This window comes from Streptomyces sp. UNOB3_S3 (assembly GCF_020740895.1).
Lineage (GTDB): Bacteria > Actinomycetota > Actinomycetes > Streptomycetales > Streptomycetaceae > Streptomyces.
Window position 1 is genome coordinate 1 of the sequence record NZ_JAILXP010000093.1, and the last position, 20596, is coordinate 20596.

Sequence of the window (20596 nt, forward strand, 5' to 3'; positions counted from 1 at the left end):
CCCCCCGCCCTGGCCACCGCCCCCACGGTGACCGCCGCGACAGGCATCGCCGCTGCGGCCGTCCTAGCCGCGACGCTCCTGAGCAGAGCCGTGCTGCGCCCAGTCCGAGCCCTGACCCTCGCCGCGAAAGGACTCGGCGAAGGCGACATGAGGCGGCGAGTGCCCGTATCCGGCCGGGACGAGATCGCCCAGCTCGGCAACGCCTTCAACCACATGGCCGCCTCCATCCAGGCAAGCGAGGAACGCCAACGCCGCCTCAGCAGTGACATCGCGCACGAGCTGCGCACCCCGCTGGCCAACCTGCGCGGCTACCTGGAAGCCCTGCGGGACGGAATCCTCGAACCCACCCCCGAACTGCTGGACTCCCTCCACGAGGAAACACTGCTGCAGCAGCGGATCGTGGACGACCTCCAGGACCTCGCCCTCGCGGAAGCCAACGCCCTCGCCTACCACCGCACCCAAGTCGACCTGCGCGAGCTCCTGGAGATCAGCCTCCGGGCCCACCGCGCCCAAGCCGAGACGGCAGGCGTCACACTCGAGCTGGAGGCACCACGGACAACACACGTGAGCGCCGACCCGGACCGGCTACGCCAGGTCGTCGGCAATCTGATCAGCAACGCCCTGCGGGCCACGGCGCCCGGTGGCACCGTGACCCTGACCCTGATCCCGGACGGCGCACTGGCCATCGTGGAAGTCCGCGACACCGGCACAGGGATATCCGCGGAGGACCTGCCGCATCTCTTCGACCGCTTCTGGCGGGCGGACCCCTCACGAGGCCGCGCGACCGGCGGCAGCGGCCTGGGGCTGTCCATCGCCCGCCAGATCGTCACCGACCATGACGGGACGCTCGATGTACGCAGCACGGTCGGGGTGGGCACGACATTCACGGTCGTCCTCACCGCGGAGCATCACGGTGGCGCCGGGCCGGAGCCGTCCGCGAAACGATAGCCCCGCCCATACACCGTCTCCAGGTACCGGGGCCGCTGCGGGTCCGCCTCCAACTTCCGCCGCAGGTTCATCACATGCGCGTCCACGGTCCGCTCCAGCACGTCCCGGTCAAAACCGAAGACCCGCTCGATGATCTGCGCCCGGGTAAAGACCCGGCCCGGCTCGCGGGCCAGTACCTCCAGGATCGAGAACTCCTTCGCGGTCACCGCCACCAGCCGACCCGCCGCCCTGACCTCGAAGCGCGCGGTGTCCAGCTCCACCTCACCCACCCGCAGTACGACAGGCTCCGCCACCCCACCAGACCTGCCGGAACGGCGCAGCAGCACCCGCACCCGGGCCGCCAGCTCACGGGGGCTGTACGGCTTGGTGAGGTAATCATCAGCGCCGAGGTCAAGGCCGAGGAGCATATCCTCCTCGGTCGAGCGCGCGGTGAGCAACAGAATCGGGACATCCGACTCGGCGCGAATAATCCGGCACACATCGAGCCCGTCGACCAGCGGCAGCATCACATCGAGAACCATGAGATCCGGCCTCGACGAACGAGCCCGTTCCAGCGCCGCACGGCCGTCCGCCACGACCTGCACCGCGTTTCCTTCCCTTTCCAGATAGACCCGGATCAGTCGAGCCTGTTTCTCGTCATCCTCAACCACCAATATCCGAGCGCTCAACGGCACCCTCCCTCCCCCTCAAACAAGGCCCCTCGCTCCCCGGACCGTAAACAAATGCGGACAGGATCCCGTACAGGTCCAGCTGCCCGGCCGAAATACGCCGACCGCATTTCCCGCAACCGATACGACGTAGCCGCGTCGCCGGTGATCCTGAACTCTGCGACAAGCTACAGGTGTTCACGAAAAGGCCGTGTGATGAGTGTGCTGGAGTGGGTCGGCAAGCGGAAGGGGCTCTCGGAACCGTCATGCTTCCGGACGGACCTCTACGGGTGCTTGTCCGCGCGGGCGGACCCGACACCCGGGGCGATACGGGAGCTGGGACGTTCCTCGGCTCGACGCCGAACGGCGTGTGCCTGTCCATCCCGGGCGGGGCCCGCCAGGCGACCAACGACACCGACACGGACGCCAACCTGTACACGGACAGCAGCTGCACATCGTTCAGCGGGTCCGTCGGTTCGACCCACTGGCCCCCGCGATCCGCGACGAGGTGCCGTATTCGAGGCTGATCTCGACGTCGGAGGCGACGGACCTCGCGGCGATGGACGCGCTGTGCCTCTACCTCACCCCGTCGCGCGGGCACCTCCCCCGCCACTGGCCGACGGTACCCCTCCAGCGACCGACTGCCAGCGAGCGCGCCGAGGCGGCCCGCCGGCTGGACGCGACCGGTCCCCTGACGCCGGACCAGCGTCTGCTGCGCGTACTCCTCAACAACGATCAGCAGGCATTCGAGCATGCCCTGGTGGCCCGGCTCACCGAAAACCGGCAGGGCCTGATGGCCGATCCGGCCCCCAGGACACTGCTGCCACTCGGCACGCTGGCCCTGACCGCCCTCGCGGTCCAGGTGCACAGGTGGAAGCCGGACGTCCGCTCCGGCCACCTGGCCCATCCCGGGGCTGACGGCTGGATAGCGGCCGGGCATCGAGGGGAACATGGGTCACCCAGTTGGGTGACCCATGGCGCGGGGCCATTCGCCACTGTCATGCTCATCACTCACAGTCCAGCCCATGCCGGACAACTCCCCCTGCTTCGAAGGGATTACGCATGCGCACCAGAATCGCCGCTGTCACCATCGCACTCACTGTCGGCCTCGGCGGCATTGCCCTGGCTCCCGCCGCAGACGCCGCCCACCCGCAATCCGCATCGGCCGCGGTCGCGCGGATCGTGAAAGCTCCCGGCTTCAACGCCGGCGGAACCTGGACCGTGTACCAGACCAACCTGATCAACGCCACGCTCACCGTGGCCCAGGACGCCCAGGGCAACCTCACCGGCACCGCCACGAACAGCAACGGCGCGACGGGCCCCATCGAGCAGGGCTTCGTAGACGGCAACTACGTCTACTTCGTCATCCCCTGGTCCGACGGCGCCAAAGGACGCTACATCGGCTCCCTCGACGCCGGCCGCCACCTCACAGGGGCCACGACCAATGTGAACGCTCCCGCCATCCAGGCCACGTGGCGCACGGAGCGGACGTTCTGAAGCCCCCGCGCCAAGCACCTCTCTGAACCCCGTCGACGGCCGACGGCACCTCATCGCGAGCGGAGCCAGACCCGTGCGGCTCCGCCGCCCTTCTCCTACGGGCTCGTACGGGCAGGGATGGTGTGCCCCGGCTGCGGCAGGTCGTGGTCGCGAATGACGGTGCTGGGCCGGGGTTTCGCCGTGGGTGCGGAGGTCCGCTGATGCCGAAGGTGAGGTGATGGCGGTGTTCTGCTCGTCCGCGTGCCATCCCGGCCACGTGTACCTGGGCGTGCCGGTCCGCAACGTCCCCGCAGCCGCGCTGCTCGGCGACTGCGGATGAAGCACGGAGCGCCGTCCGGTGTCCTCGTCGACGCCGAACTCGTCCCGGCCTCTCCGCCTCCGCCCGCTCCGGCGCGCACGACCGGGGAGCAGCGGATCGGCGGCCAACAGTTGCTCCGATCGCACGTCGTGGGCCCACTCGAAACCGAACCGCTCTTCGAGATGCCCGAGCGGGGCAGGTGCCGCCCGGACGCGCGGCGGGCGCGCCGACATCGTTACCCGGCCGGCACGACACAGCCCGGTACCGGCCGACGGCCGTACAGCTCCCTGCACGCCGGTTACTCATGCCTTGGTACGGGCGGAAGCGAGGTGAGCTACTCAAGCCGACTTGAGTACGAACACCGATCCGCCGGACGGGGCGGGCGGCGTTGGATGGTGTTCATGAGCCGAACCGACACCACCGTGAACAAGAGCCTCATTCAGGATCGCGTGCGGCAGCGGAGCGCGGGCATTGCCTTGATCCTGCTGATCCCGACCGTGCTCGCCTGCGGGCTCCTGTACGTGGCCTCGGACTACGGCGGCCGCTGCGTCACCTACGGCGAGGGCTGCTCGCGGGTGCCTGACGGTTGGGCCTACGCGGCATTCGTCGTGTCGGCCGTCTGCGGGTCCCTGGCCGCCGGTGTGCCGGGGCGCCGGCGGGGGATGCGAGCGGCGCGGGGTGGGTTCCTGGCCATGCAGCTCTTCGCCCACGTCGCGGTGGCCGCACTGATCGTCAGCTGAAAGCCGCCACCCCGCCCGTCCCCGTGTGCTTCCAAGGAAGCCGGTCCGCGGGGGACCTCGCAGCCACGGTGCTCGCAGATACCCCCGCGCCTGCGCGAGTGGATGGCTCTCGGCGGCGGGCGTGCAAGCGAACGGCGTCTTCCGTGATGTGCTCGGTTCGGAAGACGCCGTCGGCGGTTCAGACGCCGTTGCGGGATTGCTTGCCGGTCTGGTCGGTGAGCTTGTGGCAGGTCTCTGGGGCTTGGTCGGCGGGCCAGATGAGGATCAAATGTTCCTCACCGGCCTGACCGTCGCCGGCTGCGGCGAGGTTGTGGTCCCGGCCTCGGGCGTGGAAGCGCATCCGCCACCAGCGAGGCTGTCCGTCCGTGCCCGGAAGGACGATGCCGTACTCCGCGCCGTCCGGCTGTACCGAGGCAGTCTCCCCGTCGTCCTCGGGGGAGGTGATGCCGGCGCCTGGTGGTGCGAACCGGGTGCTGACCTCCACGACCTCGTCCCACGGGGCCGCGTCCAGAGGTGGTGCGGCCTCCAGGACCTGGTAGGTCACCGTGACGAGTCCGGTCTGGGTGCCGGTGGTGACGGTGACGTAGTCGCCGGTGGTGTTGACGCGGACCAGACCGTTGCCGGGGTCGTCGTCGAGCTCGAGGTCGTCGTCCTCGGCATCGGTCTCGTACAGGTTGTACTGGTGGTAGGACGCGTAGACGCGGAGGCTGGTGCTCATGGGTCAGACCTGTACCCAGAAGGCGTCGCGGTCAAGGAGCCGGTTGGCCAGCTCGAACTTGTTGATCATGCCGCCCTGCCGGTTGTTCTCCCGGACCGGGACCCAGGTGATGCCGCGGCTGCCGGCAGGCAGGGCGGTGCCGCCCTCGTAGGTCGCGGCGAAGGGGTACTCGTCGCAGGAGGGGCCGGCCGATCCGGGCGGGGCTGTCCTGCCCGCGCACACCGCGTTGCGGTTGGCGTTGGACTTGGTCTTGTCGGTCAGGTAGTGCAGCGGGTGGCCGGAGCCGGGCTGGCCGTAGTGTCCGCCGCGAGCCTGGATGGCGCGGATGCCCGGCCCTATGTTGGGCAGGCCGGCCATGTCGGTCAGCGTCGGCGTGTACTGCGGGAAGACGCAGCCGGGCGACTGACGGGGCCTGGTGTTACCGGGCTTCTTGGCGAACATGTCGTCGCAGCGGTAGCTGGGCGAGTTGTACGCGAAGGCACCGGGCGTGTGGCCGGCCTTGACGAAGGAGTAGGCGTAGCGGGACGCGGTGCCGTGCTGCTTGAAGGTGCCGATGTTGTCGGTGTAGTGGACCGTTGCGGACTTCGGGGCCCCGAGGGTGTGGGATCCGAAGTCACTGTTGGCCGAGCACGGGTTGCCACAGGAGACGTTCAGGCTCATGCGGATCCCGCTGGCGTTGCCGATGAGAGTGGCCTGGCCGAGGCTGATCCTCTCCTCCCACTTGCGGGATTTGACCTGCAGCGTCATGTCGTGCGAGATGGTGAACCTCGCTTCGCCGACCGGGACGCGGTTGCGCAGGACCGTGACGGTGGCGTTGACCACCTGACACTCGTGTGTCCGGTTCAGCCCCGGCGCACACGCGGCGTCGATCGCGTCGGCTGCCTGGAGCGCGGGCGTCTGCTCCACCTTGAGTGACAGTTCCTCGGACGGAGCGGCCTGAGCCGTGCCGGCCAGCGCCGAACCTATTAACGCCATCGCGGAAGCGGCGATCGCTATACCTCTGCTTCTCACGTGAACTCCCTTTCCCCGTAACGCCGTTCACGCCCTTGTGAACGGCGCTGTGAGCCTGGCACCACCCACCGCACAGGTCCCGGCACGCCGAGGGGACTGGCCGGTTCCCGCTGCCGGTATGACCGATTCCCCACCAGGGGCCACCTTGACGAAGATCAGTGGCATGCCCAGGCATCACAAGGCCTGGCCGCCTTCAGCCAGGGCTCACGGCGTCAGCCAGCGGAGGGCCCGGTTCGCGGCGCGGCGACGGCGTGAGGCCGACGGTGTGAGGGCAACTGTGCGGCGGCGAGTTGAGGCTGAGACTGGTGTCGGTGCCGCAGTTGTCCACGCCATGCCGTGCCGCGAGGCCGTGCAGCACGGTCTCGTCCGCCGGGGCGAGGTGCCGCTGGTGGCTGAGGGGCCCTCCTGGCCGGCGGCGGTGACCGGGCGCCGTGGAGAATCGCTCCATGCGAATTCTGATCATCACCGCCGGTTCACGGGGAGACGTCGCGCCGTTCACAGGACTGGGGCGGCGTTTGCTGGACGCGGGGCATCAGGTCGCCGTGGCCGCGCACCCGCCCTTCGCGGCGCTCGTCGGCGGGTGCGGTCTCGACTACCGGCCTGTGCCCGGAGACCCGCAGGGGCTGATCCGGGACTGGTCCCGGGCGACGTCGCGAGAGGAGGCCCAGGCGCTGACAAGGGCGTACGCGGACGGGCTCGCCGACGGGGTGGCAGAGGCCGTGGCGGGCGGAGCCGACCTGCTGCTCACCGCCTCTGGCCCGGCACCGCTCAGCCGGACGACCGGCGAAGCGTTCGGCATCCCCGTCATCGGCACCTATCTCGTACCGGCCTTCGCCACCGGAGAATTCCCGCTGCCCAACGCACGGAACGCCGACGGCCTGGGGCCGGAGGGCAACCTCGCCGCGGGCCGGGACGTGCTCAGGCGCGCGGAAGGGGTCTTCGCGGGCTCCGTGACCCGGCTGCGCACCCGCCTCGGGCTGCCGGCCGACGCACCCTCGGCACCGGGGGACATCCGGCCCGTCTTCCACGGCTTCAGCCCACTGGTGGTGCCACGCCCCCAGGACTGGCCGTCCGGGGTCGAGGTAGCGGGCTACTGGTGGCCCGCGCGGCCGGACCGCTGGCAGCCCCCGGCCGAGCTGACCGACTTCCTCCAGGCCGGTCCGCCTCCGGTGTTCATCGGGTTCGGCAGTATGGCGGCGGGGCAGGGGGAACGGCTCAGTGAGCTGGTGACCGCGGCGGTGAAGCGGGCGGGGGTGCGCGCGGTGGTGCAGGCGGGGTGGGCCGGTCTGAGCGGCTGCGGCGGCGATGTCCTGGCCATCGGTGACGTCCCGCACGACTGGCTGTTCCCTCGCACCGCCGCCGTCGTCCACCACGCCGGGGCCGGTACCACCGCGGCCGGACTGCGGGCCGGCGTACCCGCCGTACCCGTACCCGTCATGGCCGACCAGCCGTTCTGGGCGTCCCGGCTGCACCAGCTAGGGGTTGCCCCTCGGCCCCTGCCGTTCCAGGACCTCACCGCCGAAGCCCTCGGCGACGCGATCACGGCCTGCCTGTCCGAGCCCGCCCACCGCCACCGCGCGACCGAACTCGCCCGCGGGATCGCCGCAGAGGACGGCGCCGCTTCACTGCTCGCCCACATCGGCTCACAGGACGCCGGGTGAACCCGAGGGCATGTCGTTCTCTGCAGACCCGACCGTGCTGAGTCGCATCGCCTGATGCGGGAGGGGCTCCTGGTGAGCCCCTCCCGACGACGGAACGGGACTTTATGCCTCGAACTCGGTGAGATCGATGCTGTGCACGACCAGGGGGAAGCCGTGCACCGGATGCGTCGTCTCCCGTTCCTGCTTCATGCCGAGCTTGTCGGCGATGTTCGAGGAGGCCGTGTCCCCCAGCCGGCTTACGCAGATGACACGGTCGAGCCCCCGGTCCTGGAGCGCGAACTCCAGCGTCGCGTGCGCGGCCTCGGACGCGTACCCCTGGCCCCAGAACTGGGCGCCGAGCCGCCAGCCGATCGCCACGTCGGGCAGCACCTCCGGCAGGAACTCCGGCACGTACAGCCCGGTGAAGCCGATCAGCTCACCGGAGCCCAGCAGCTCGACGGCGAAGAGGCCGAAGCCCTCCTCGTCCCACTCCTCCTCCCAGCGCTCGATCTCCTCGGCGGTGGTGTCGAGGTCGAGCGTCGAGCCGTCGTCCACCCAGCGCATGACCCGCCGGTCCGCGTTGATGTCCGCCATGAAGGTGAGGTCGTCGTCGTGCCAGCGCCGGAGGAGCAGGCGAGGGGTGTGGATCTCGGTCATACGGCTCATCTTGCGCGACGGCGGGGCTTCAGTGGTAATCCGGCCGCGACAGCTCTGGACCGGAGGAGAACCCCGTGTCAGAGGCGCAAGCCCTGTGCCGGCTGTCAGCCGAAGATCACGCTTTCTCCCCGGTACGATCCCCAGGACTCGCCCGTGCGCTTGGGCAGCGACTGCTTCGTGCCGCTGCATCCGTAGGTGTCATAGATGACGGCGTCGGTGTCGGTCTGGTTGTCGGCACCGGAGGCGGGCGAGTCGAAGTCGTAGCACCTGCCGTTGACCGGGTTGCTGATCGCCCCATGAGTGCCGTCGATCCGGTCGTAGACGAACGTACCGGTGGCCGCCTGGGCGTCGAGGGTGAAGCCGGTGACCAGGAGGAACGCGGCACCGGCGGCCAGCGCGACGCGGGTGACGGACATGAGCTTCATCATGGTTGTGATTCCCTCCCCCAAGGGGCCCGCGCGGACCGGGCTGCTGCTCCAGCTGCTTCAAGGGTCCCCTTCCTCGAAGCACTCCGTTACGGCCACTCCCACACTGCCACCCGACCGGATGACGACCCGCTTCCCCGTTCGGGGTCGGTTCCACGGTCAGGGCCCGGTCGGCCCGGGCGATCTCCGGTGCACGAGGGCCCCCGGCGTTATCGTGGCCGCATGGACGAGAAGCGAGCGCTTCGCGTCGTGGACGCGTTGCGGCAGCGGGGCACGGATGCCCGCCTGGCCCGCGAGGGCGTCTACCAGATCGGCGTGCGCGTGGTCCTGCGCGACGGCCGCGAGGCGGTCTGGGACACCGACGACACAGCCGGCCTCGAAGCACAGGTCATGCGGGACGGGGTCCTCGTCGGCTTCGTGCCATGCATCGAGGGCTCCGAGGACTTCGACGTCGACCAGACCGTCGACGCCATCGTCCGGGCCGACTACGACAAGCCGATCGCCCACGAGCGGCCCACGGCTCCACCCCCGTCCGCCCCACTCCCCCGGGAGGGTGGCGTCTTCCGCCGCTTCCTCGGCGGCTTCCGCGAACGCTAAGCCGTAGAAGACCAACCACCCCGGCCATCAGGGGTCCCTGGAGTACTCGTCGAAGAAACAACGGGGTAACCCCTGAGCTGCGAGTTTCCGCAGCTTGGGGGCACTCTGCGGGTACGGCTGAGTCCAGGCCCCTCGGGCGAATCGCTGTCCCTGCTTCCAGCGTCCGCCCGGGGCCGCGCCATGCACGGGCCGTGGCGGTCAGCCCCTGCCGAGGTGCAGCAGCCCCGCCCAGATGCTCGGGTTCATCGGGTCCCGCAGCGCGTGCGGGGTCCGGTGCAGGGCGAGGGCGCCGGGGCGGCCGGGGGGCTCGGCCGCGCGGTAGAACGCCCGGGCGGCGCGGACGGCGAAGTCGTCGGCGAGCGGCCAGAGGGCGGCGACCACGTCGGGGAAGCCGGCGAGGTGGAACGCGGCGCCGATGTGCGGCGCCTCGTCGGGCAGCTGGGGGCCGCCCAGTCCCGTTCCGCACGCGGACAGGTAGGCGAACGCGGCTCCGCCCAGCCGCAGCCGGGAGATCTCGGTGATGGTCAGGGGCCCGTCGTGAAGGACCAGGTGGCTGGTGGACGGGGCATACGGCTCGGTGACGGCGTGGCAGGCGAAGTGCACCCAGGTACTGGTGCGGATCTCGTGCAGAACACGGTTTCGCTCCGCCTCGGTGCCGATCAGGGCCGTGCCCCGGGCCAGGAGGTCCCGAGGTACGGCGGCCTCCTCCGCGACGTACGGCAGATCCGGGTATCCGGCGGTTCGCGGGAGGGCCACGGCGAGCGGCCGGGCGTGGGGCGTCGGTGTGGCGGGCTCGGCGGCTCCCAGCACGCGCAGGGACGGGGTGCAGGACGACACCACGCGGTCGAGCACGGTGGGCCGCGGGTTGCTGCCGGTGGCGGTGTGGTCGCCCGCGGCGTGCAGGGGCAGCCGGGTGAGGGCCCCGGTCGGTGACCACCAGACGCGGCGCGGGCCGCCGGACCACCCGTCCGACCGCTCTACGTGCTCCACGTGCTCCACGACGGGCTCGCACACCCTGTCCCACAGCCAGCGGGGTGTCCCGGACGCCGGTCTGGGCGGTGATCCGCTCCACCACGGAGACGGCCGGGTCGTTGGCACGGCGGACGGCCCGGTGGAACCGGTCCGCCCGCTCCTCCGCCCGGGCCTTGCTCAGACCGGGAAGCGGCACCACGGCCACGTCAAGGCCGGTGCCGCCAGTGACGACCAGCGCGTCGCACCGGTGACCGCTGACGTTGACCACGACGACCGGACCACCCGAGGCGGCGGCACGCAGTCGCCGCTCGTCGGGCGTGGCGAGGAAGTCCGCCAGTCCGGGCAGCCGCCGGGCCCGGGCGAGGGCCTCGTGCCACTCCTCGCCCAGCCGGTGCCGGCGGTCCACGTCCGTTTCCTCACCCGGACCGGGCGATGCCTCCCGCAGGGCGTGCAGTTCGCGTCGCACGGACTCCAGCCGGGGGGCAGCGGCCCGCACGGCGGAGAGGTCGTCGCGGCTGTCCAGGGCGTGCGCGTGCAGGATGCCGCGCCCCTGTTCCAGGACCCGCAGCGCCGCGACGGGGTCGCCCGCGTCCAGGGCGCACGCCGCCGCGTCAGGGCTGAGCCCGAAGTACGGGGAGAGCCGTTCCTCCTGGTCGCTGGAGTGCAGATGGGGCGGGGCGACCTGGGCGAGCCGCGCCACCGACTCCCGGTAGCCCTCGGCCGCCTCCCGCCAGTCGCCGGCCTCGGCGGCCCGCTGTCCCCACAGCCCGTAGGTCTCCAACTGCTGGACTGGGGTGCCGAACTCCGACCGGGCGGCCTCGCGGGTGCGGTCGACCGAGGCCCGCAGGGCGGCGGGGTCTCGTGAGCACCGGTATCCGGTGTGCAACATGGTGCCGAGGTTCAGCAGGATCATGCCGTGCCGCGGATCGTCCTCGGGCGTGGCCGCGAGGGCCTGCGTCAGTGCCTCCTGAGCCTCCTGAGACTCCGTCAGTGAGCCGTCCGCACCGGTGTGCCGGTGACGTTCGAGGAGCATGACGGCCAGGTTGGTCAGGTGGGCGGCGCGGGCGCGGTCCAGCCGGTCGGGCGCCCGCGCGAACAAGTCGGACTGCGTCGGCGCGCGCGGCGCCGGGGCGTTTGAGCCGAGCGATGCCGTACGAGACCAATCGCCCACGTTGCAGCCGAGATGGGGATCGACGCCGCCCCTCCACGGTGAGGGGTGCATTCCTGTGCGTCACGCAGCGGAACCGGGCGCAGAGGCTCGCCGTGACCGATCCCGCCGGGCGATGGCCTCGGCGACCTCTTGGATGGCGCCGCGGAGAAGGTCACCGTAGGGATCCTGGGAAAGGCTGGGGGCGTGCGTTTTGGCCGCGTTGATGTGTTTGGTGGCGGCTTCGAAGGAGCCGAGTCGGCGGTAGTTGTCGGCGAGGTTGAGGTGCAGGGAGGGGCAGAAGCCGGCGATGTTGAGGCCGGCGTGGTGCTCCTGGACGCGCTGCTCGGTCATGGCGTCGGCAGCGTCCAGGGCCCGGATGTCCCAGGCGAGGGCCTGGGCGGGATCTTCGTAGAGATCTGCCAGGTAGTGGGCCAGCGAGCACCGGTGCAGCGGGTCACCGGTGACACCGATCGCGGACCACAGGCCCAGCAGTTTCTGGCGGGCGGAGGCGCCGTTACCGGCTCGGCCCTCGGCGACGGCGTGGCCTATTGCTTCCATGGTCGGGTCGGGGCTGGCGGGGGCGGTGGTCATGGACTGCTCCTCGTTGTCATTCTCAGGCGGAGTGGTCGGGCTTGATGGGCATGGCCAGGGTGGTGAGATCGCCACGATCGGCAGAGCGGATCGTCACGGGCTGGTCGTGTCCCCGTAGGTCGAGCAGTACGTCGGGACCGATCGCTGTGCTCACGGCGGGGTAGAGCGTGGTCAGCTCGAACCAGATATGGAGGGCCTGGCCCGTAGCGGTGGCCGGGAGTGGGATGTCGGGGCGCCCGTCGTCTGCTGACATGACGCTCACTCCGTGGTCGGCGACATGCAGCCCGATGCGCTCGCCAGGGTGCTCTTCCAGGGCTCGCAGGAGCAGATCCTTCGAGACGGTCGCGCGAGTCGTGACCTCGCCCAGTGACGCGAGCATCAGCCGATAGTCGGGGAACTCCTCGGGCAGCAACCGGCAGTGCCGGTCCTCTCGGTCGGCCACGCGGAACCAGATCCCGTTCGAGACCGCTTCCAGTCGCACCAGCGGGCTGCGGCGGCTCGCCGCGACCGCAGCCCGCAGTTCGTCGCCGTTGACCGTGCCGGCCCACGTCTGGCTCGGTGGTTCAGTCGGCACCAGGGTTCGCGTGGAGAGCCGGTATCGGTCCGTCGCGGTCAGGGCGACCGCTTCGTGACCTGCTTCGATGCGCAGACCGGCGAGTGCCGGCATCCCGGGCTCATACGCGGCCGCGGTCAGCACCTGCTCGACCGCATCCGCCAGCACGGGCCCCTTCACCACCGCGATGGGAAGGCCTGGCGCATTGCCGAGCGCAGACTTGATGACAGCAGCCTTCTGCTGCACGGCTGCCGCGTCCTCAACGACCTTGGCGACATGCTCATCGAGTAGGCGGGAAGCCTCGTCGGCCCCGGAACCGAGTACCGCCTCGACAGCAGCCAGGGGCATGGCGAGCTCGCGGAGCTGACGCAGCGCGGTCGCCCGCGCCACCTGGTCGGTGCTGTAGTAGCGGTAGCCCGAGACCGGGTCGACCTCGGCAGGGGGCAGCAGCCCGGAGTCGGCATAGAACCGCAACGCGCTGGAGGTCAGACCACTGCGTTGGGCGAAGGCCCCTATCGGCATCAGCTCATCATCTGGCACCGCGCCATCATCAAGCTTCAACCAACTCGAAGGTCAACACCGGCGAGCAACGACACCAACCTCATGGCCAGCAACACCTACTGCTGTGACCGGAAACGTCCACAGGGTTGGTTGGCCGCTCCGGCGGTGCGGGACAGCAACAGTACGGTCTGCCACCATTTGAGTGACCCCTGGTCCCTACACTTCCATGACGGGTATGTCTCACCCTGCCCGTATCTGGGCACTCGACCATCAGCAGCCATCAGCAGAGAGACGCAACCATGGCTCAGGGCACCGTCAAGTGGTTCAACGCCGAAAAGGGATACGGGTACATCACGCCCGACGGCGGGGGTACCGATGTGTTCGTTCATTACAGCGAGATCCAGGGGAGGGGTTTCAGGACCCTTGAGGAGAACCAGCGGGTCGAATTCGAAATTGGCGAAGGCACGAAGGGCCCGCAGGCGACGGGGGTAAGCGCCATCTGAAGACGACGCATCAGGCCGTGACCGCTTTGGTTCATTCACCGGGTGTGATCCGGCAAGAACTCACGCGTGTTCGAAGAGAAGCTTGAAGCCCGCTCGGCGGGCAGCGAGGCAAAGGCCTGATCCGGCTGACGGCGGTGTTCGAAAAGGTTCTCCCGGCGATCGACGACGAGTACGCGACCAGGTACTACACGCACGTGCGCGCCCTGGCCGTGCTGGCCGCTGAAATCGAGACTCTGCGCAAGTAGTAACCCTCCGACGACCGGAGGCCCTCACGCGACCAGAGCAGGTCTGGCACCCCAGCGGCTGTGTCAGGCGCCCACAGAACGTGCCCATCCTCACCGCCGTCCAGTCGATCCGCGTGTCCGTCGCACGGAGACGCCGCTCAGCGAGCCGCCCGTCCCCACGCGGGTCACGTCATCGCGAGGGCAGGGCGTTAAAAAGTCGTAAAGATTGCCGGGATCCGGAAATGTGCGGGGCGGGCTTCGGGCGGCACGATGCCGTTGTCCAGCGGGGTTGTCGGAAGACGTGAGAGGTGCTCATGGGCTTGTTTCTGGGTCTCGGCATCGGGGGGATCGCGCTCCTGGTCCTCTCGCTGGTGTTCGACGGGGTACTGGAGAGCGCTTTCGACGGTGCCCTGGGAGGGCTGTTCGACGGGTGGCTGTCGCTTCCGGTGATCGCGGGCTTCGTCTCGATGCTCGGCTTCACGGGGGCGGTCGTGCTCGGGTCCACCGGACTCGGGGCGGGAGCGGCGGCCGCCGCGGGGAGCGTCGCGGGGGTGGGCACCGGCTGGCTGACCTACCGGTGCAGCAGGGCCCTCCTGCGCGGTGGCGGTCCGGCCGCGCCCACGATGGACGATCTCGTCGGGGCCGCCGGCACCGTGGTGACCGCCATTCCGGCTGACGGCTACGGCGAAGTGCTGCTGCGCCTGGCCGGGCAGCCGGTGAAGTACGCCGCCACGGCGGAGGCGCCGCTGGCCCGGGGCGCGGAGGTGTGGGTCACCGCCGCTCCGTCGTCCACATCGGTGAGCGTGCGCGCGGTCGAGTGCTGAAGAGCGCCGGCAAACCCCCTTCCCTTATTACCTGTATTGCCCGTACGACCTGCCGTCCCCCGGAAACGCGGGAGGCAGAGGAGGAGATTCTCCATGAGCCCAGTCGTCACCGCTGTCGTAGGAGTGGTGGTACTTCTCGTCCTGCTCGCGCTGGCCGTCGTCACCCGCTACAAAGTCGCCGGCCCCAGCGAGGCGTTCATCATCACCGGCCGGCGCGGGAAGACGTCCACGGATCCACGGACCGGGGAGGTGTTCACCGACAACAGCGGCCAGAAGGTCGTGGTCGGCGGCGGGGTGTTCGTGGTCCCGTTCGTCCAGCAGCGGTTCGTGCTCGACCTGTCCAGCCGGCACATACCCGTCGCCGTGCGCGGTGCGGTGACCCTGCGGGGTATCAAGGCCCATCTGGAGGGTGTCGCGATCGTCAAGGTCGGAGGCACCGAGGAGGCCATCCGCGCCGCCGCCCAGCGTTTCCTTCAGCAGCAGGACGGCATCGTCGGCTTCACCCAGGAGGTGCTGTCGGGTGCCCTGCGGTCGATCGTGGGCCGGATGTCGGTGGAGGACATCATCCGTGACCGTGCCGCGTTCGCCGGGCAGGTCGCGGAGGAGGCCGAGGCCAGTCTGTCCGGGCAGGGGCTCGTCCTCGACGCCTTCCAGATCCAGGACATCACCACGGAGGGTTCCTACCTGGAGGACCTCGGCCGGCCCGAGGCCGCCCGGGCCATGCAGGAGGCCGACATCGCCGAGGCCAACGCCCGGCAGGCGGCCGAACAGGCCCGGCTGAAGGCGGAGGAGGAGATCGCGGTCGCGCAGCGGACCCTGTACCTGCGGCAGGCGGAGATCAAGGCCGAGACCGACGCGGCGGCCGCGCAGGCCAACGCCGCCGGACCGCTGGCCGAGGCCGACCGCCAGCAGCAGGTCCTGATCGAGCAGGAGAAGGTCGCCGAGCGGCAGGCCGCCTTGACCGACCGTCAGCTCGACACCCAGGTGCGCAAGCCCGCGGACGCCAGGCGGTACGAGGCGGAGCAGGAGGCGGAGGCCAAGCGGGTCGCCCGGGTCAAGCAGGCGGAGGCCGAGCGTCTGGCGGCGATCGCCGCGGCCGAGGCCGTGGCCGTCGAGGGTGCCAAGCGGGGTGAGGCCGAGCGCGCCCGGCGCGTGGCCATCGCGGACGCCGTCCGTCAGGAGGGCGAGGCGGAGGCCGCGGCCATCGCAGCCAAGGGCGCCGCCGAGGCCGAGGCGATGAACAAGAAGGCCGACGCCTTCGAGCGCTACGGCGAGGCCGCCGTCCTCCAGATGCTCGTCGAGGTACTCCCCCAGGTCGTCGGCAAGGCGGCCGAGCCGCTCGGTGCCATCGACAAGCTGACCGTCATCTCCACCGACGGTGCCGGCAAGCTGCCCCGTACCGTCGCCGACAACGTCGCCCAGGGCATGGAGCTCATCGGCTCCACGACGGGCGTCGACCTGGCCGGTCTCCTCAAGGGCCTGACCACGAACAAGCCCGCCCAGGACGCTGTCCGTGACACTGTCCGGGACACCGCGCGGGATGCGCACAACGGCAAGATCACGATCACCGAGTAGGACAACTCGTCGTACGCGGGCGGTGGGGCCGACCCCACCGCCCGCGTACGCGTCGTACTGCCGTGTACGGCGCCTTCTGCCGCGTTCAGCGTTCAGGACCGCGCGGGCCAGTCCAGGAGCCGGGCTCCGATGACGGCGGTCTGGAGTGTGTAGCGCTGCATGGGATCGGCCGGATCGCAGCCGGTCAGCAGGTGGATGCGGCGGAGCCGGTACGTCAGCGCCCGGACGCTGAGCGACAGCGTGCGGGCGGTCTCCGCCGATACGCACCCCGCGTCGAAATAGGCGGTCAGGGTCTCCAGCAGGGGCACCGCCCCGCCGCGGGCCTGGCACAAAGGACCCAGCGTCGTGTGGACCAGATCCGCCAGCGCCTGGCGGTCCCGGGCCAGCACCGGGAAGACCAGCAGGTCGGAGGCCCTCAGCACAGGCTCGTCGAAGCCCATGCGCGTGGCGAGTTCCAGCGTCGAGAGAGCCTCCTCGTAGGAGTGTGCCACTCCCCCGCCACCGCTCTTGGCCCTGCCGATGGCTATCCGGCCGCCTGCCGCGATCGCCGCGTACGCCTGCTTGGCGAAGTGCGTCGGCACGTCGGTCTGGTCACCGGGGGCGATGCAGATGATCCGGCCGTCCTTGGTCGTGATGAGGATGTTCCGGCTGCCGAACCGGCCGGCGAGGGAGTCTCCGACCCGCCGGGTGACCGGATGGAAGTCGTCGTACGGCTCCGCTCCCTCGGCGACCGCCACCGCGTAGGCGTGGGAGAGCAGCAGCCCGAACCGCTCGGCCCGGGCCGCCAGCCGTCCGAGATCGCTCCGGCCGTGCAGCAGGTCGTCGACGAACTCCCGCCGGTCCGCCTCCTCCTGGCGCGCGGCGAGCCGCTGGGCTCGCTCGTACCCTTCCGCGAACGCGTCGATCGCCTGCTCCGCGGCACCGAGCACGCGGTCGACGTCGGACGGGGAAGTGCGCCCCACGGGCCAGTGCCGCCGCGTGGCCGCCAGATGGGCGGCCACACAGGACCGCAAGGACAACCCGGCCTCCGCCGCCTGCTCGCCGCTCACCCGCCGCGAGTCGATCTGCGTCCGGTCCGGCCTGCGTCCCGTGCCGGCCGCATCGGTGAGGATCTTCTCGTATCCCTCCAGATACGGCTCCGGCCCTGTCCTCGCTTCCACCCGTGTTCTCCCACTCAACCGCTCGACGTGCCGTTTTACCCTCTATTTACGCATACTGCCCTGGGATGAATTCCTGCGGGAGCGCGCCCTGCACGTGGTAGCGTCGCTCTCTTCTCCGGCATTTCCGGACGGAGTCCCATGAGGTACCTCATGACCGACCCACACCAGCAGCTCCAAGACGCACTCGACTCTTTGGATGCTGCTTTTGCGCCACGCGCCGAACTGCCGGTTGCCGTGGGCGGCTGCACCTACTGCTACAGCGAAGCCGATCTCGAAGCCCTGGCCGGTCCCCTGCACGAGATACAGGAGGACCTGATCTCGCACGTCTCGATCCAGACACCCGACCACTGGGAGGACTTCCCGGGCCTGTACCGCAAGCTGACTCCCCGGATCGTCCGCCTCCTCATTGCCGACGAGCTCATCCACAACATGGTCGCCTCGCGATTTCTCGCCGCCGGCTGGCGCGACTGGACCACGCCGGAGCGCGCGGCGCTGGACAACGTGTGGCACACCTGGTGGCGGTCGTTCCTCCACACTCACCCCAGCACCGGAAACGTCACCGACGTGCTGGAGACGCTCGCGGTCACCGCGGGCACCCTCGCCCCCTGGCTGACCACGTGGGCCCGAACCCGCACTGAGACAGCGGACCTGCACCTCAGTGACGCACTCGACTGGTGGCTCTTCGAGGGCAAACTCGCCGACCTTCACCTCGGCTGCTACGACGAGGTGCACGCCACACCGGAACTGCTGCCCTGGCTCCTGTCCTTGGAGGACGGCCGCATCGGTGCCGCGCAGCTGATGGAAGTCGAGCGCATCTCGTACAGCTGAGCAATCCCGCACAGGGGATGTGTTGGTGCCGCCGCCTCGGCTCGTTAAGTCACCGACTCTGCTGCTGCAACGCCTGCTCTCGAAGGGCCTGGATGAACGTCGTGACGTGGGGCCGTCCGCTACGGCTGATCGCGGCGACACCGATGTGCCGGATCGGCCCCGGCGGCTTGACCGGGACGGCGCGAAGGCCAGGGATCTCCGGGGCGAGCGCGATAGAAGGGATCAGGGAGATTCCCACACCTGCGGCGACGAGCGAGCGGGCGAAGAAGTAGTCGGTGGTCGTGCCGCGTACTTCCGGTGCGAAGCCGGCGCGCTCGGCGTAGCGGCGCAGGTATGCCTCGGTCTTCAGGCAGCCGAGTACCCAGGGCTCGGCCGCCAGCGAGCACCTCGTCGTCGACCGCGATGACGAGGCCGCCTTGACGGCCGCGCTCGCCTCCCGCAGCTTCGATGTGGTCGTCGATCAGGTCTGCTACACCCCCGTGCAGGCCGCCATCGCCGCCCGCGCCTTCGCCGGCCGCACCCGGCGCTACGTCATGACGTCGACGATCGAGGTCTACGATCCCGCGACCGCCGCACTGCCGGCTGTCCCACCGGGCACGCCGGTACCGGAGGAGATGGTGGACCCGGCCACCTGGCTGGTGGCCATGGACCTTCCCTGGCATGACAACGTGTACCTGGAGGCGCACTACGCCGAGGGCAAGCGTCAGGCGGAGGCCGTCTTCGCCCGCGCCGGCGGCTTCGAGTTCACCTCGGTGCGCAGCGCGCACGTGCTCGGCGGCGGGACACAGGAGTTCACCGGCCGGCTCGCGCACTACACCGAGCGCATCACCCAGGGCGAAGAGATCGCCGTGCACGCGAAAGCGCTGCCCACGGTGTTCATCCACTACGAAGAGCTGGCCGACCTACTGCTGTGGGCGACCATGGCCGACTTCACCGGCCCGCTGAACGCCTGTTCCGACGGCCCGCTCGACGTGCGCGGCCTCGCCGCGACCATCGCCGCGCAGGCCGGACGGGAGCCCGTCTACCGGACCGTCCCGGCGGGCGAGGAGGCTTCGCCGTTCTCCTTCGACCGCCACTACGCCATGAGCAACGCCCGCGCCAAGGAGCTGGGTTTCTCCTTCTCCCGTACCACGGACTGGCTGCCCGGCGCCGTCGCCGAAACCCTCACCACCGAACCGTCACCCACTGCCTGAGGAACGGAGCCATCATGCGGTACCGCACCATCGCGGACACCATGGTCAGCGCCATCGGCCTGGGCGCCATGCCGCTGTCCATCGAGCACCGTCCGGACGAGACGCGGGCCATCGCCACCATTCACGCCGCCCTCGACGCGGGTGTCACGCTCATCGACACCGCCGACAACTACCACTGGCACGCCGGAGAGGTCGGCCACAACGAGCTGCTGATCGCCCGCGCCCTGGCCCGCTACGGTGGCGACACCTCCGGCATCCTGGTCGCCACCAAGGGCGGCCGCGGGCGCCCCGGCGACGGCGGCTGGACCGTCACCGCCACCCCGGAACATCTCAAGCGAGCCGCCGAGGCCTCCGCCCAGCGCCTGGCCGTCGACGCGATCGGCCTGTACCAGCTGCACAAGCCGGACCCCGCCGTGCCCTGGGCGGAGTCCGTCGGCGCACTGCGCGAGCTGCGCGACGCCGGCACGATCCGCGCCGCCGGCATCTCCAACGTCACCACCGCCCAGATCCGCGAAGCACACGCGATCCTCGGCGACGGACTCGTCTCCGTGCAGAACCAGTACTCGCCGGCCGTGCGCGACAGTGAGGCGGAGCTGCGGCTGAGCACACAGCTGGGGCTGGCCTTTCTTCCCTGGAGCCCGCTGGGCGGCATCTCGCGCAGTTCCCTCGACGGCCCCTCCGGCCCCACCGGCCCCACCTCGGTCGGCACCGCCTTCCACCGCGTCGCGGACGACCGCGGCGTCAGCCCGCAGCAGATCGCCCTGGCGTGGATGCTCGCCCGTTCCCCGGCGGTGATCCCGGTACCAGGAGCCAGCCGCCCGGCCTCCATCACCGACTCGGCCAGGGCCACGGACCTCAAGCTGACCACGGAGGAACTGACGCGGCTCGAGGACGCACTGCCGGGTTGAGGTGGACCGGAACAAGGCGGGTCAGCCGGAACAAGGCGGTCAGGCCGCGCCGGTCCTCATCCGTAAGCCAACCCGTGGGACTCCCGCACGTCAGTACCGTGGCGGCACGGTGAGCATGGGCCGGTAGCCCGCCGTGTCCCCGGGTTCGCCGACGGGGCGACCCTCGGCCTCGACCCAGGCGTGCGCGGCGAAGGGCGCGGTGCGTACGCCGGTGCACCACGTGGGCCAGGTGCCGCCGAGGCGGCAGAGCAGGACGGTGGCCAGTGACCGTCGGAGGCAGTAGCGGCCGGAGCACAGGACGCTGACGGCGGTGATGTGCTCCCGGCAACGCGGTCGCGTAGGGGGCGGATTCGGCTCCTCGGCGCGCTGTGCGCAGCACCGCTTTGATGTACTTGGGCGGCAGGTGTGCCAGGAAGCGGGCGGTGTGGGCGGCGGG

24 protein-coding genes are annotated in these 20596 nt (G+C 70.3%); 13 read left to right on the top strand and 11 right to left on the bottom strand.

The window, feature by feature from the left end; all coding sequences use genetic code 11:
- Positions 1 to 948, top strand: a 948-nt coding sequence (locus K6I33_RS12935; protein WP_229351149.1) for a cell wall metabolism sensor histidine kinase WalK, incomplete at its 5' end; no start/stop codon positions are given.
- Here K6I33_RS12935 and K6I33_RS12940 read toward each other — a convergent pair.
- The gene (locus K6I33_RS12940) at positions 909 to 1616 is read right to left on the bottom strand and encodes a response regulator transcription factor (protein WP_229351151.1); all 708 of its coding nucleotides are present in this window, start codon (positions 1614 to 1616) and stop codon (positions 909 to 911) included. The two genes, K6I33_RS12935 and K6I33_RS12940, sit on opposite strands and share 40 nt — an antisense overlap.
- Positions 1617 to 2103: 487 nt before the next feature.
- Here K6I33_RS12940 and K6I33_RS36585 point away from each other — a divergent pair, with 487 nt between their 5' ends.
- The 3 genes from K6I33_RS36585 to K6I33_RS12955 all read left to right on the top strand — a co-directional run bounded on the left by K6I33_RS36585 (position 2104) and on the right by K6I33_RS12955 (position 4130).
- A complete protein-coding gene (locus K6I33_RS36585; protein ID WP_374284277.1) occupies positions 2104 to 2781 on the top strand; it encodes an Imm49 family immunity protein in 678 nt (225 codons plus the stop codon).
- On the top strand, positions 2718 to 3092 hold the full coding sequence (locus K6I33_RS12950) for a hypothetical protein (RefSeq protein WP_374284291.1): 375 nt from the start codon (positions 2718 to 2720) through the stop codon (positions 3090 to 3092). Before K6I33_RS36585 ends, K6I33_RS12950 begins: the two co-directional genes overlap by 64 nt.
- 699 nt (positions 3093 to 3791) lie before the next feature.
- On the top strand, positions 3792 to 4130 hold the full coding sequence (locus K6I33_RS12955) for a hypothetical protein (RefSeq protein ID WP_229351156.1): 339 nt from the start codon (positions 3792 to 3794) through the stop codon (positions 4128 to 4130).
- Positions 4131 to 4308: 178 nt separating this feature from the next.
- Here the strand turns inward: K6I33_RS12955 and K6I33_RS12960 are convergent, their stop codons facing one another.
- Positions 4309 to 4848: a hypothetical protein gene (locus tag K6I33_RS12960; protein ID WP_229351158.1), complete on the bottom strand. Its 540-nt coding sequence runs from the start codon at positions 4846 to 4848 to the stop codon at positions 4309 to 4311.
- 3 nt (positions 4849 to 4851) lie between these two features.
- The gene (locus K6I33_RS36315; protein ID WP_229351160.1) at positions 4852 to 5859 is read right to left on the bottom strand and encodes a NucA/NucB deoxyribonuclease domain-containing protein; all 1008 of its coding nucleotides are present in this window, start codon (positions 5857 to 5859) and stop codon (positions 4852 to 4854) included.
- A gap of 446 nt (positions 5860 to 6305) precedes the next feature.
- On the opposite strand from K6I33_RS36315, the gene K6I33_RS12970 reads away from it, so the two are divergent.
- Positions 6306 to 7520, top strand: coding sequence for a glycosyltransferase (locus K6I33_RS12970; RefSeq protein WP_229351162.1), 1215 nt, complete (start codon positions 6306 to 6308; stop codon positions 7518 to 7520).
- A 102-nt stretch (positions 7521 to 7622) separates the two neighbouring features.
- Here the strand turns inward: K6I33_RS12970 and K6I33_RS12975 are convergent, their stop codons facing one another.
- Together K6I33_RS12975 and K6I33_RS12980 are read right to left on the bottom strand one after the other, a co-directional pair.
- Positions 7623 to 8156 (bottom strand): GNAT family N-acetyltransferase, encoded by a 534-nt coding sequence (locus K6I33_RS12975; RefSeq protein WP_229351164.1) that lies wholly within the window; start codon positions 8154 to 8156, stop codon positions 7623 to 7625.
- A 104-nt stretch (positions 8157 to 8260) separates the two neighbouring features.
- Positions 8261 to 8572, bottom strand: coding sequence for a hypothetical protein (locus K6I33_RS12980; protein WP_229351166.1), 312 nt, complete (start codon positions 8570 to 8572; stop codon positions 8261 to 8263).
- Positions 8573 to 8803: 231 nt separating this feature from the next.
- Between K6I33_RS12980 and K6I33_RS12985 the strand changes: the two genes are divergently transcribed.
- Entirely contained in the window at positions 8804 to 9178 is a 375-nt protein-coding gene (locus K6I33_RS12985) for a hypothetical protein (protein WP_229351168.1), read from the top strand.
- Between the two features lie 198 nt (positions 9179 to 9376).
- Here the strand turns inward: K6I33_RS12985 and K6I33_RS12990 are convergent, their stop codons facing one another.
- Positions 9377 to 10276 (bottom strand): CHAT domain-containing protein, encoded by a 900-nt coding sequence (locus K6I33_RS12990; RefSeq protein WP_308297144.1) that lies wholly within the window; start codon positions 10274 to 10276, stop codon positions 9377 to 9379.
- 121 nt (positions 10277 to 10397) lie between these two features.
- On the opposite strand from K6I33_RS12990, the gene K6I33_RS12995 reads away from it, so the two are divergent.
- Entirely contained in the window at positions 10398 to 11015 is a 618-nt protein-coding gene (locus tag K6I33_RS12995; RefSeq protein WP_229351172.1) for a hypothetical protein, read from the top strand.
- A gap of 366 nt (positions 11016 to 11381) precedes the next feature.
- Here K6I33_RS12995 and K6I33_RS13000 read toward each other — a convergent pair whose 3' ends face one another.
- Together K6I33_RS13000 and K6I33_RS13005 are read right to left on the bottom strand one after the other, a co-directional pair.
- Positions 11382 to 11891 (bottom strand): hypothetical protein, encoded by a 510-nt coding sequence (locus K6I33_RS13000; protein ID WP_229351174.1) that lies wholly within the window; start codon positions 11889 to 11891, stop codon positions 11382 to 11384.
- Between the two features lie 22 nt (positions 11892 to 11913).
- On the bottom strand, positions 11914 to 12984 hold the full coding sequence (locus tag K6I33_RS13005; RefSeq protein ID WP_229351191.1) for a MerR family transcriptional regulator: 1071 nt from the start codon (positions 12982 to 12984) through the stop codon (positions 11914 to 11916).
- A gap of 260 nt (positions 12985 to 13244) precedes the next feature.
- Between K6I33_RS13005 and K6I33_RS13010 the strand changes: the two genes are divergently transcribed.
- From K6I33_RS13010 to K6I33_RS13020, 3 genes are all read left to right on the top strand, one after another.
- Entirely contained in the window at positions 13245 to 13448 is a 204-nt protein-coding gene (locus tag K6I33_RS13010; RefSeq protein ID WP_229351176.1) for a cold-shock protein, read from the top strand.
- A 538-nt stretch (positions 13449 to 13986) separates the two neighbouring features.
- Entirely contained in the window at positions 13987 to 14496 is a 510-nt protein-coding gene (locus K6I33_RS13015; protein ID WP_229351178.1) for a hypothetical protein, read from the top strand.
- A gap of 93 nt (positions 14497 to 14589) precedes the next feature.
- Complete coding sequence (locus tag K6I33_RS13020; protein WP_229351180.1) at positions 14590 to 16071, top strand: flotillin family protein; 1482 nt, start codon at positions 14590 to 14592, stop codon at positions 16069 to 16071.
- Between the two features lie 92 nt (positions 16072 to 16163).
- On the opposite strand, the gene K6I33_RS13025 is transcribed toward K6I33_RS13020, so the two are convergent.
- Positions 16164 to 17231 carry a helix-turn-helix domain-containing protein gene (locus K6I33_RS13025; RefSeq protein ID WP_229351182.1) on the bottom strand — a complete coding sequence of 356 codons (1068 nt, stop codon included), beginning with the start codon at positions 17229 to 17231 and terminating at the stop codon, positions 16164 to 16166.
- Positions 17232 to 17381: 150 nt separating this feature from the next.
- Here K6I33_RS13025 and K6I33_RS13030 point away from each other — a divergent pair, with 150 nt between their 5' ends.
- Positions 17382 to 18059: a hypothetical protein gene (locus K6I33_RS13030; RefSeq protein WP_229351184.1), complete on the top strand. Its 678-nt coding sequence runs from the start codon at positions 17382 to 17384 to the stop codon at positions 18057 to 18059.
- A 49-nt stretch (positions 18060 to 18108) separates the two neighbouring features.
- Here K6I33_RS13030 and K6I33_RS13035 read toward each other — a convergent pair whose 3' ends face one another.
- Positions 18109 to 18501, bottom strand: coding sequence for a LysR substrate-binding domain-containing protein (locus K6I33_RS13035; RefSeq protein WP_374284295.1), 393 nt, complete (start codon positions 18499 to 18501; stop codon positions 18109 to 18111).
- Here K6I33_RS13035 and K6I33_RS13040 point away from each other — a divergent pair.
- Positions 18476 to 19252, top strand: coding sequence for a reductase (locus K6I33_RS13040; protein WP_229351186.1), 777 nt, complete (start codon positions 18476 to 18478; stop codon positions 19250 to 19252). The genes K6I33_RS13035 and K6I33_RS13040 overlap by 26 nt on opposite strands.
- A 14-nt stretch (positions 19253 to 19266) precedes the next feature.
- Positions 19267 to 20160 (top strand): aldo/keto reductase, encoded by an 894-nt coding sequence (locus K6I33_RS13045; RefSeq protein WP_229351187.1) that lies wholly within the window; start codon positions 19267 to 19269, stop codon positions 20158 to 20160.
- 90 nt (positions 20161 to 20250) lie between these two features.
- On the opposite strand, the gene K6I33_RS13050 is transcribed toward K6I33_RS13045, so the two are convergent.
- Positions 20251 to 20596: lasso peptide biosynthesis B2 protein (locus tag K6I33_RS13050; protein ID WP_229351189.1), on the bottom strand; the 346-nt coding region annotated here is incomplete at its 5' end.